We start from the raw sequence: 11,327 nt of genomic DNA, 5'->3' as shown, positions 1-11,327 counted from the left end.
TGCCGCCAGGCCTTGTCAGCTCCGACCGGGTCGGCCCGAACCTTCCACGCCGCGACCAGTCGGGCGAAGTCCTGGGCGTGCATGACCTGGGCCTGCCCGACCAGGAACCCCTCACCCATCACCGAGTCCGCGAGCTGGGTGCGCAGCCGGCTGGTGGACAGGGTCTCGCGGACCAGGACCTGCACATGCTCGACACTGATCCGCCCCGCGGACAGCGCCCCATGCGCCAGGGGCAGATCGTCGCGCAGCGCGCGGGCCTGCCGGGCCTGCCGACCCGCCACTGCCACGCTGGTCCCGGTCCGGTCCCGCAACCAGGTCCGGAACGACCGCTGCCCCTCCAACGCCCACACACCATCGGCCTCGACCTTCGCGGTGGCGGCGGCCCGGAGCGCGGTCAGTCGTCGTTCGGCGGCCTCGATGCTCTCCAACACCTCGATCGCTTCCTGCCCGGACAGGTCCCCCACGCGAGCCTGGCTGAGCTCGTCGAGCTGAGCCACGATCTCCCGCACCCCACCGACCACACCCACCGACGACACAGGCTCACGAACGTGCCCGACGACGCCCCGCTCGACGGCGTCAGCGTGGATGAGCGTGGGCGCCGCGGGCAGGTCGTGCTCCTCCTCGTCGAGGTCTGCCCCGTCCTCGTCGAGGTCTGCCCCGTCGTCTCTGTCAGTGACCGCGCAGCCACGGGTCTCGTCGTTGACGTCCTCGACTGCGGCATCGGTACCGGCGACGTCCTCGGCGTCCGCATCGGCATCGTCGGCGTCGGCGCCCGCATCGGCATCGCACCCGACGGCGTCGCTGACCTCCCCGGCCCCGGCGATATCGGAATCAGGGTCGGTCTCAGAGGCGGCGTCGTTCTGGGTTGCCTTCGTGGCGAGCCAGGCCTCGATCTGCGCGGAGAGCAGCTCCTCCAGAGCCGACCACTCCTGGTCCACGCTCACGTCCTCAGCCACTGCCCCCGCACCTCCTCGTGCCACTCGAACCGACTACCCCAATTCTACTCGAACACATATTCGAGGAGAAGCGAAATGCCCGAATCTGTGGACAACTACGCCACATCCACCACCCACCCTGACCTGGGGAAAAACCGTGCCCACGACAACCACCACCCGCGAGCGGGCCCACGGTGAATGAGTGGCCGGACGTCGGCGAACTCCCGACCGCACGCAAGTCACCGCACGTTGCAGGGTGGGCGCTACGACGACCGCGCAATCGGTGCGCCGACCGGTGTCACCCGCCGAACGGCAGCAGTCGGACCGGTTGCGGCGCGTCCCCGATCAGCGACATCGGGTCGACGTAGTCGTGGCTCCCGTGCCGAGCACCCCAGTGCAGGCAACCGGGTTGCGGGCAGTGGCCGGCCGTAAGGGTGCCGATCGGGTCACCACCTGCGACCGCGTCCCCCGTGGACAGGGAGCTGCTGACGGGCTCATAGGTCGTCCGGATCCCGTCGGCATGATCGATGGAGATCACCGGCCGGTCGGCGACGGAGCCCCTGAATGCGACGATCCCGTCGGCTGCCGCGAGGATGACCGTCCCCGGCCGGACATCCAGGTCCACGCCACGATGTCCGGGGCCGTACGGCGTCGCCGACCCCTCGAAGGGGGCGACCACGCGGACGGGACCACCGGTCGGCCAGTCGTAGTTCACCAATGAGCTCGAGGCCTCGCTGGACGGCGCGCTACCAGCACCGGCACTGCCGACGGCGGCGCCACCACCGAAGGCCCCCGCACTCCCGACGGCACCGGCACGTCCTGGGGCTCCGGTGTCGTCGGAGGCCGCATAGCGCGCGGCGACCTCGAGTGCGAGCGAAGGCCCCAGCGGGAGGGAGCGGCCGGCAGCCGGCCCGACGTCGGGGAAAGGTTCCGTGCCGAGCGTTCCCGACGCCGTGGGCGCGCGTGCCCCGAGCAGGCTCAGGCACAGCGCGAGGGCGAGAACGAGAACGGCGCGACGTGCGTCGTCGCGGCCGGGGCGGGGTGGTCGGTGCGCGGTCATGCCAGAAAGATGAGCACGCGAGGGCCGAGTGCGTCCGCAGCCGTACGACGGGCGGTGGACAGGCCTGCGGCGACAGGGGGTGTGGGTCTGTCGGCGCCCTGCGGAGACTCCCGGGTGAGTCGCACGACGCACCAGGTGGCGAGCGGCGCGGTGCCGCGCTCCGCTACGATGAGTGGGCGACCGGTCTCTGGCCGGTCGACTTCGCGTGCCTGCACACCGTCGCACCAGCCCCCGCCTCGCGCGGACGGCCTCGGTCGACGGGGCGATCGGCAGCGGTCCCGCCTGGCGGGCGCCGACGTCGCGGGCACCAGGGGTCGTGACCACCCGGTCTCGACCGACAACCACGGAGAGGGCCCCGCCGCCGAGCGTCGGGGCCGAACGCGCGCGGGCGATCCCGCGCCGAAAGGAAGAGCCATGGCCGTCGTGTCCATGCGTCAGCTGCTCGAGTCCGGTGTCCACTTCGGTCACCAGACGCGCCGCTGGAACCCCAAGATGAAGCGCTTCATCCTCACGGAGCGCAACGGCATCTACATCATCGACCTTCAGCAGTCGCTCGCCGAGATCGACCGGACCTACGAGTTCGTCAAGGAGACCGTCTCGCACGGCGGGACCATCCTGTTCATCGGCACCAAGAAGCAGGCGCAGCAGGCGATCGAGGAGCAGGCCCGCCGCGTGGGCATGCCCTTCGTCAACCACCGCTGGCTCGGCGGCATGCTGACCAACTTCTCCACGGTGCACCAGCGCCTGCAGCGGCTCAAGGAGCTCGAGCAGCTCGACTTCGACGATGTGGCGGGTTCCCACCACACGAAGAAGGAGCTGCTCATGATGCGCCGCGAGAAGGACAAGCTCGAGCGCACCCTCGGCGGTATCCGCGACATGGGCAAGATCCCGTCGGCGGTGTGGATCGTCGACACCAAGAAGGAGCACCTCGCGGTCTCCGAGGCGCGCAAGCTCAACATCCCGGTCGTCGCGATCCTCGACACCAACTGCGACCCGGACGAGGTCGACTACCGCATCCCGGGCAACGACGACGCGATCCGTTCCGTCGCGCTGCTCACCCGCGTGATCGCGGACGCTGCGGCCGACGGCCTCGTCGTTCGTCACGGTGGCGCCAAGGGTGCCGAGGCCGACGGCGCGGAGCCGCTCGCCGAGTGGGAGCGCGAGCTCCTCGCCGCTCACGAGTCCGACGCCGCAGCTCCGGCCACGGCGGCCCCCGCCACCGAGGCGCCGGCCACCGCGGCCCCCGCCACCGAGGCGCCGGCGGCCGACGCCACCGCCGCCCAGGCCCCGACCGCGGCCGTCGCCACCGACGCGCCCGCCACCCCGGCGGCGCCGGTCGAGCAGGGCTCGGCACCGACCGAGGCCGTAGCCACCGAGGAGCCGACCGCCCAGCCGGCCCCGGCCGAGGCCGCAGCCCCGGCCGAGGAGGTCGCGCCCGCCGCCGGTGCGGCGCCGACCCCCGGGGCGACGGGAGCCACCGAGGAGCCCGCCTCCGAGGGCTCCACCGACACCACCGCCAACTGACGTCCACCTGCACAGAGAGGAACCCATGGCCAACTACACCGCGGCCGACATCAAGGCCCTGCGCGAGTCGACGGGCGCCGGCATGCTCGACGTCAAGAACGCTCTCGTCGAGGCGGACGGTGACAAGGAGAAGGCCACCGAGATCATCCGCGTCAAGGGGCTGAAGGGCATCGCCAAGCGCGAGAGCCGTGCGGCCTCCGACGGGCTCGTCGCCATCGACGTCAGCGCCGGCGGCGCGGGCGAGATCGGCACGATGGTCGAGGTCAACTGCGAGACGGACTTCGTGTCGAAGAACGAGAAGTTCGTCGCGCTGGCGGACGCCGTGCTCGCCGCCGCGGTGGCCTCCGGCGCCACGGACGTCGAGACGCTGCTGGCCGCCCCCTCGGGCGACGGCACCGTCAAGGACGCCGTGGAGAACCTCGCCGCCACCATCGGCGAGAAGATCGAGGTCCGCCGGGTCGAGCGGCTGGAGGGCGCCAAGGTCGCGTCCTACCTGCACCGCACGGCCAAGGACCTCCCGCCGCAGGTCGGCGTCATGGTCGCCACGGACGCCGCGGGCGCCGAGGCCGCGCACGACGTCGCCCTGCACGTCGCCGCATACTCGCCGACCTACCTCAGCCGCGAGGACGTCCCCGCCGAGACCGTCGAGAACGAGCGACGCCTCGCGGAGGAGACCTCCCGCGCCGAGGGCAAGCCGGAGCAGGCTCTGCCGAAGATCGTCGAGGGCCGGATGAACGGCTTCTACAAGGAGAACGTGCTGCTGGACCAGGCGTTCGCCAAGGACCCGAAGCAGACGGTCGCCCAGGTCGTCGGCGCCTCGGGCGGCACGGTGACGGGCTACGCCCGCTTCCGCGTCGGAGCCTGACCAGGTGTGAGAGGTGGCCCCGGACCGCATGGTCCGGGGCCACCCGCCTATCCGAGCCCCGTCCACCGACCCGCGCGTACGAAGGAGCCCAGCCACGATGACCGTGACCCCCGACCCCCACGCGAGCCCCGTACCGCCTGCCGGCGGACCCGGCGGTGAGCCGCGGCCGCGGCGCGTGATGCTCAAGCTGTCCGGCGAGGTCTTCGGCGGCGGGGAGGTCGGGCTCGACCCCGACGTCGTGCTGCGCGTGGCCCGCGAGATCGCCGACGCCCACCGCCGCGGCGTCGAGATCGCCATCGTCGTCGGCGGCGGCAACTTCTTCCGCGGCGCCGAGCTGAGCGCCCGCGGGCTCGACCGCTCGCGCGCCGACTACATGGGCATGCTCGGCACCGTGATGAACGCCCTCGCGCTCCAGGACTTCCTCGAGCAGTCGGGGGTGCGCACCCGCGTCCAGACCGCCATCACGATGGGGCAGGTCGCGGAGCCCTACATCCCGCTCCGCGCGATCCGGCACATGGAGAAGGGCCGCGTCGTCGTGTTCGGCGCGGGTGCCGGCATGCCCTACTTCTCGACGGACACCGTCACCGCGCAGCGCGCCCTGGAGACGCACTGCGACGAGGTGCTCGTCGGCAAGAACGGTGTCGACGGCGTCTACACGGCCGACCCGCGCACGGACCCCGGCGCCGTCAGGCTCGACCACCTCACCTACGCCGACGCGCTCGCGCGCGGCCTCAAGGTCGTCGACGCGGCGGCGTTCGCCCTGTGCATGGACAACGGGCTGGCCATGCGCGTGTTCGGCATGACCGAGGCCGGTAACGTCACCCGCGCCCTGCTGGGTGAGAAGATCGGCACGCTGGTGACCGCCGGCGAGACAAGCAAGGAGTGACCACGTGATCGACGAGACCCTGCTCGAGGCCGAGGACAAGATGGACAAGGCCGTCGAGGTGGCCCGCGACCGGATGGGCAACATCCGCACCGGCCGCGCGAACGCCGCGATGTTCAACGCGATCCTCGTGGACTACTACGGCGCCCCGACGCCGCTGCAGCAGCTCGCGTCGCTGCAGATCCCCGAGGCGCGCACCGTCCTCATCTCCCCGTACGACCGCGGCGCCTCCGCGGCGATCGACAAGGCGCTGCGGGCCTCCGACCTCGGCGTCAACCCGACCGACGACGGCAACGTGCTGCGCGTCCTTCTGCCGTCGCTGACCGAGGACCGCCGTCGCGACTACGTCCGGCTCGCCCGCAACGAGGCCGAGGACGCCCGCATCTCGGTGCGCGCCGTCCGCCGCAAGGCCAAGGAGGAGCTCGACCGCCTCGTCAAGGACGGCGAGGTCGGCGAGGACGAGGGCGTACGCGCCGAGAAGGAGCTCGACGCCCTGACGAAGCGCCACGTCGAGACGATCGACCAGATCGTCGAGGCCAAGGAGAAGGACCTCCTCGAGGTCTGACTGCGAGGGTCTCACCAGCATGGACGTTCCGACGACGGCGCCGCCGCCCGCCGCCGGGCCGCCGGTCAAGCCCGGGCCGCGGGCCGGGCGCGAGCTCAGCCGGGCCATCCCCGTCGGCGTCGGGCTCATCCTCCTGCTCGTCGCCTCCCTCGCGTTCCGCCCCGAGCCGTTCGTCGCGCTCGTCGCGGTCGTCGGCGTCCTGGGCACGTTCGAGCTGACCGAGGCCGCGGCGCAGCGGCACATCGACATCGCGCGGGGCCCGGTCTCGGTCGGCGGTGCCGCCATGGTGGTCGCCACCTGGTTCGCGGGGGAGGAGGGGCTCCTGGCGGCGTACGCCGGCTCGGTGGCCCTCGTCGTCACCGTCGCCGTCCTCGCGCGCCGCGGCACCAACGGTGTCCGGGACGCCGCGGCCGACGTCTTCGTCCTCACCTACGTCCCGTTCCTCGTCTCGTTCGCGGTGCTGCTCGTGCGCATGGAGGACGGCGTCCTGCTCGTGCTCACCGTCGCGCTGCTGGCCGCCGCGAACGACACCGGCGGGTACATCGCGGGAATCCTGTTCGGCAGGCACCCGGTGGCGCCCACCATCTCGCCCAAGAAGTCGTGGGAGGGGGTCGCCGGGTCCGTCGTCGCCTGCGTCCTCATGTCCTACCTACTCGTCTCCGTGGTCCTCGGCCACCCCGTGTGGCTCGCCGTCGGGCTGGGGCTCGTGGCGGTGGGTACCGCCACGACCGGGGACCTCGCCGAGTCCCTGCTCAAGCGCGACCTCGGGGTCAAGGACATGTCGAACCTGCTGCCCGGTCACGGCGGGCTCCTCGACCGCATCGACTCGATCATCGTCACGCTCCCGCTCGTCTACCTCACACTCGGCCCGCTCGCCCGGGCCGCGGGCTGACCCGCGCGGTCGTGGGTGAGACACTGAGCGCGCCATGACGACCGAGAACCCGCCCAGCACCCCCGCCGACGTCGGGGCGGACGCACCCGCGCGCACGGCCGTGGCTGCGCCCGCGAAGCCCGAGCGCGCCGCCGGCGCCGGCGACGGCGCTCGCACCCGCGCCGCGAACGCCGCCGGCGTCGACCCCCGCCCCGCCGACCGCGCTCGCACCGGTACCCGCACCGCCGACCGCGCCCGCACCGCTTCAGCAACCGACTCCGGCCGCCAGGTCCGCCCCGCCCTCGAGGGCGCCGCCCCCGGCGAGCGGCTCCAGCTCACCTTCACCGCGAAGCGTCGCGGCAAGCCGCCCCGGCACCTGGCGGACCTCGCCGTCGACGAGCGTGCCGGCGTCGCCAAGGAGCTCGGCCTGCCGGCCTTCCGCGCCGACCAGCTCTCCCGGCACTACTTCACGCACCTGACGAACGACCCGGCGCGCATGACCGACCTGCCGGCCGCCGCCCGCGACCAGCTCGCCGGCACCCTGCTCCCGCCCCTGGTCACCCGCGTCCGGGACCTCGAGGCCGACGGCGGCGCCACGGTGAAGTCCGTGTGGCGCCTGTTCGACGGCGCGATCGTGGAGTCCGTGCTCATGCGCTACACGTCGCGCTCCACGCTGTGCGTGTCCTCGCAGGCGGGCTGCGGCATGGCCTGCCCCTTCTGCGCGACCGGCCAGCAGGGCCTGACCCGCAACCTCTCGACGGCGGAGATCGTCGAGCAGGTGCGCCTCGCCGCCGCGGCCTGCCGCGACGGTGAGCTCGCGGGCGGGCCCACCCGCCTGAGCAACGTCGTCTTCATGGGCATGGGCGAGCCGATGGCCAACTACAAGGCCGTCATCGGCGCCGTGCGCCGCATGGTCGACCCCGCGCCCGCGGGCCTGGGCATGTCCGCCCGCAACATCACCGTCTCCACCGTCGGCCTCGTGCCCGCGATCGACAAGCTCGCCGCCACCGGCATCCCCGTCACGCTCGCGGTCTCCCTGCACGCCCCCGACGACGAGCTCCGCGACGAGCTCATCCCGATCAACTCGCGGTGGAAGGTCGGTGAGCTCCTCGACGCCGCCCGCCGCTACTTCGAGGCCACCGGCCGCCGGGTCTCGATCGAGTACGCCCTCATCAAGGACATGAACGACCACGCCTGGCGCGGCCGCCTCCTGGCCGAGGAGCTGAACAGGCGCGGCAAGGGCTGGGTGCACGTCAACCCGATCCCGCTCAACCCCACGCCGGGCTCGATCTGGACGGCCTCCGAGCGGGACGTCGAGGCCGCCTTCGTCGCCGAGCTGCGGGACGCCGGCATCCCGACCACCGTGCGAGACACGCGCGGGTCCGACATCGACGGCGCCTGCGGCCAGCTCGCGGCCGAGGTCATCGATCAGCCCACGAAGGGACAGGACGCATGAGGGGTTTCGCACGGGTCTCGCGCCGGGAGGACGGCTACGACCCCGAGCAGGTCGACGACTTCTTCACCCGTGCCCGGGACGTCGACGGCGGTATCGACGAGACCGCCGTCCGGCAGGCCGCGTTTGACCTCGTGCCCGCCGGGTACGACCCCGAGCAGGTCGACCTCGCGCTCGACCGGCTCGAGGAGAGCCACACGCGTCGCCGCCGGCAGCAGACCGTCGCCGAGGGGGGCGACGAGAGCTGGCGCAACCACGTCGACGGCCTCACCGAGTCGCTGCTCCCGCGCCTGGGCCGCCCCGAGCGGGAGCGGTTCGTGCGTGCCCGGACCACCGGCTACGCCGCCCCCGCCGTCGACGCGTTCCTCGGCCGGGTCGAGGGCTACCTCGAGACGGGCGAGGGGTTGCGGGCCGAGGACGTGCGCTCCGTGACGTTCCCGCCCGCGCAGGGGAAGAAGGCCTACGACGAGGCCGTCGTCGACGTCTATCTCGACCGCGTGGTCGAGGTCGTCCTCGCGCGCGCATGACCACCGAGGTCGTCCTCCTCGGCTCCACCGGTTCGATCGGCACGCAGGCGCTCGACGTCCTTCGCCGCGCCGACGCCGACGAGCCGGGCCGGTTCGTCGTCCGCGCGCTGGCCGCGTCCGGGTCGCGGCCCGAGCTTCTCGCCGAGCAGGTCGCCGCGCACCGGCCGGACGTCGTCGGCGTCGCGGACGACTCCGCCCTGCCCGCCGTCCGCGAGGCGCTCACCCGCGCGCTCGGCCCGGGTGCCGCGCTGCCCGAGATCCTCGCCGGCCCCGACGCCGCCACGCAGATGGCGGGCATGCTCGACGCCGACGACCGCACGCGCGGCGACAGCACGTTCGGCGACAGCAGGTCGCCGGAGGCCGGCGGGCCGGACGCGCGCTGGAAGCCGCCGTCCGCCGTCGTGCTCAACGGGATCACCGGATCGGTCGGCCTGCGCCCCACCCTGGCCGCGCTCGCCTCGGGCGCCACCCTCGCGCTCGCCAACAAGGAGTCCCTCGTCGCCGGCGGTGCGCTCGTCGCCGACGCGCTCACGCGGCCCGGCCAGATCATCCCCGTCGACTCCGAGCACTCGGCGATGGCCCAGGCGCTCGGGGGAGTGCGGCACGAGAAGGGGCTCACCTCGCCCGTGGTCACCGGCGTCAGCGACGTGCGTCGGCTGATCCTCACCGCGTCGGGCGGCCCGTTCCGCGGCCGCACGCGCGACCAGCTCGCCGACGTCACTGTCGACCAGGCGCTCGCGCACCCCACCTGGGCGATGGGCCCGGTCGTCACCATCAACTCCTCGACGCTGATGAACAAGGCTCTCGAGCTCGTCGAGGCCTCGCTCCTGTTCGACGTCGAGCCCGGGGACATCACCGTCGTCGTCCACCCGCAGTCGATCGTCCACTCGATGATCGAGACGGTCGACGGCTCCACGCTGGCCCAGGCCTCGCCGCCGGACATGCGCCTGCCGATCGCGCTCGGCCTGTCCTGGCCCCGCCGCCTGCCCGGGGTGGCGACCCCGTGCGCGTGGGACGCCGCGACCTCCTGGACGTTCGAGCCGCTCGACGACGCCACGTTCTCCGCGGTCTCGCTCGTCCGCTCGGCCCTGACCGCGTCGGCCACCCACCCCGCGGTCGTCAACGCCGCCAACGAGGAGGCCGTGGCCGGCTTCATCGCCGGCCGGCTGCCCTACCTGGGGATCCTCGACGTCGTCGAGCGCGTCCTCGCCGAGCACGACGGCGCGCAGCGCCCGAGCCTCGACGACGTCGAGGCCGCCGAGGCCTGGGCCCGCACCCGTGCCCGCGAGCTCGCCGGCGCCGCGTGAGCTTCCTCCTCGGGGTCCTCGTCCTCGCGGTCGGTCTCGTCGTCTCGATCGGCCTGCACGAGCTCGGCCACCTCGTCCCCGCCAAGCGGTTCGGCGTCCTCGTCCCGCGCTACTTCGTCGGCTTCGGGCCCACCCTGTGGTCGACGCGCCGCGGCGAGACCGAGTACGGGCTCAAGGCGATCCCGCTCGGCGGGTTCGTCACGCTCGCCGGCATGTTCGCGCCCGCCCGCCCCGGCCGGCGCACCCACCGCGCGGACGGCCGGCCGACGCTGCCGCAGGAGGCGCGCGAGATCTCCGCGGAGGAGGTGCCGCCCGGTCAGGAGCACCGCGCGTTCCACCGCCTGCCGGTGGGCAAGAAGATCGTCGTCATGATGGGCGGCCCGCTCGTCAACCTCGTGCTGTCCGTGGTCCTGCTGGCGATCGTCGTGTGCGGGATCGGCATCTCCTCGCCCACGACCACTCTGGACTCGGTTCAGGAGTGCGTCGCCGCGGCGCCGGCCGGCACCGACGGGGACGGCACGGACGAGAGCCCGACGGCGCAGCCCACGCCCGGCGCCCCCGACTGCCTGCCCGGACCGGGCGCGGACGCGGGCCTGCTGCCCGGCGACGAGATCGTCTCCTGGGGCGGCACCGAGGTCGAGGAGTGGGCGGACGTCCAGGAGACCATCGCGGCCGGCGGGACGGGTGCGACCGACGTCGTCGTGCGCCGGGGAGGCGAGGAGGTCACGCTGAGCGTGGCCCCCGAGGTCGTCCAGCGGCCGGCCGAGGGCGGCGGGACGCAGGCGATGCCCTACGTCGGCATCGGGCCCGCGTTCGCGCAGGAGCGGCTCTCGCCGACCGAGGTGCCCGGCATCGCGTGGGAGCAGCTCTCCGGCACGGCCGAGATCATCGCCCGGCTGCCCGTCGCGCTGGTGGACATCGGCCGGGCCACGCTCGGCCTCCAGGAGCGCGACCCCGGCGTCGTCGGGCTCGTGGGCGTGGGCCGGTTCGCCGGCGAGATCGCCTCCGTCGAGGCACCCGAGTACACGGGCGTCCAGCGCTTCGCCGACCTGCTCTCCCTGCTCGGCGCCCTCAACATGACGCTCTTCGTGTTCAACCTCGTCCCGCTGCTGCCGCTGGACGGCGGGCACGTGGCCGGCGCCCTGTGGGAGGGGCTCAGGCGCGCGGTCGCACGGCTGCGCGGCCGGCCGGACCCCGGCCCGGCGGACACGGCCAGGCTGCTTCCGCTGACGTACGTCGTCGTCGCGTTCATGATCGTGATGACCGTGCTGCTCATCGTCGCGGACATCGTCGTACCGGTGTCGCTGATCGGTTGACGCTCGCCCGCAGGGCCGGGC

Annotated in this window: 11 protein-coding genes; 9 read left to right on the top strand and 2 right to left on the bottom strand. The window is 73.2% G+C overall.

Features of this window, described 5'->3' with window-relative positions:
* A partial coding sequence (locus tag ACZLKG_RS10405) for a DUF222 domain-containing protein (RefSeq protein WP_463648688.1) occupies nucleotides 1-956 on the bottom strand: 956 nt, incomplete at its 3' end.
* A 277-nt stretch (nucleotides 957-1,233) separates the two neighbouring features.
* Entirely contained in the window at nucleotides 1,234-1,995 is a 762-nt protein-coding gene (locus ACZLKG_RS10400) for a murein hydrolase activator EnvC family protein (protein WP_463648687.1), read from the bottom strand.
* Nucleotides 1,996-2,409: 414 nt separating this feature from the next.
* Here ACZLKG_RS10400 and rpsB point away from each other — a divergent pair, with 414 nt between their 5' ends.
* From rpsB to ACZLKG_RS10355, 9 genes are all read left to right on the top strand, one after another.
* Nucleotides 2,410-3,519, top strand: coding sequence for a 30S ribosomal protein S2 (rpsB, locus tag ACZLKG_RS10395; RefSeq protein ID WP_425708790.1), 1,110 nt, complete (start codon nucleotides 2,410-2,412; stop codon nucleotides 3,517-3,519).
* A 25-nt stretch (nucleotides 3,520-3,544) separates the two neighbouring features.
* Nucleotides 3,545-4,384, top strand: a complete 840-nt coding sequence (tsf, locus tag ACZLKG_RS10390; RefSeq protein WP_425708789.1) for a translation elongation factor Ts — start codon at nucleotides 3,545-3,547, stop codon at nucleotides 4,382-4,384.
* Between the two features lie 178 nt (nucleotides 4,385-4,562).
* Nucleotides 4,563-5,270 carry a UMP kinase gene (pyrH, locus tag ACZLKG_RS10385; protein WP_425708797.1) on the top strand — a complete coding sequence of 236 codons (708 nt, stop codon included), beginning with the start codon at nucleotides 4,563-4,565 and terminating at the stop codon, nucleotides 5,268-5,270.
* A 4-nt stretch (nucleotides 5,271-5,274) separates the two neighbouring features.
* Entirely contained in the window at nucleotides 5,275-5,832 is a 558-nt protein-coding gene (gene frr, locus ACZLKG_RS10380; RefSeq protein ID WP_425708788.1) for a ribosome recycling factor, read from the top strand.
* A 19-nt stretch (nucleotides 5,833-5,851) separates the two neighbouring features.
* Nucleotides 5,852-6,724, top strand: coding sequence for a phosphatidate cytidylyltransferase (locus tag ACZLKG_RS10375; protein ID WP_425708787.1), 873 nt, complete (start codon nucleotides 5,852-5,854; stop codon nucleotides 6,722-6,724).
* Nucleotides 6,725-6,758: 34 nt separating this feature from the next.
* Nucleotides 6,759-8,159 (top strand): dual-specificity RNA methyltransferase RlmN, encoded by a 1,401-nt coding sequence (gene rlmN / locus ACZLKG_RS10370; protein ID WP_425708786.1) that lies wholly within the window; start codon nucleotides 6,759-6,761, stop codon nucleotides 8,157-8,159.
* A complete protein-coding gene (locus ACZLKG_RS10365) occupies nucleotides 8,156-8,683 on the top strand; it encodes a DivIVA domain-containing protein (protein WP_463648686.1) in 528 nt (175 codons plus the stop codon). Before rlmN ends, ACZLKG_RS10365 begins: the two co-directional genes overlap by 4 nt.
* Nucleotides 8,680-9,990, top strand: a complete 1,311-nt coding sequence (locus ACZLKG_RS10360) for a 1-deoxy-D-xylulose-5-phosphate reductoisomerase (RefSeq protein WP_463648685.1) — start codon at nucleotides 8,680-8,682, stop codon at nucleotides 9,988-9,990. Before ACZLKG_RS10365 ends, ACZLKG_RS10360 begins: the two co-directional genes overlap by 4 nt.
* Nucleotides 9,987-11,306 carry a M50 family metallopeptidase gene (locus ACZLKG_RS10355; protein WP_425708783.1) on the top strand — a complete coding sequence of 440 codons (1,320 nt, stop codon included), beginning with the start codon at nucleotides 9,987-9,989 and terminating at the stop codon, nucleotides 11,304-11,306. Before ACZLKG_RS10360 ends, ACZLKG_RS10355 begins: the two co-directional genes overlap by 4 nt.
* The last annotated feature ends 21 nt before the right edge of the window (nucleotides 11,307-11,327 follow it).

It is taken from the genome of Georgenia sp. Z2081 (assembly GCF_055326445.1).
The sequence above is the reverse complement of the archived record's forward strand: the minus strand, read 5'-3'. Positions and strand labels throughout refer to the sequence as shown.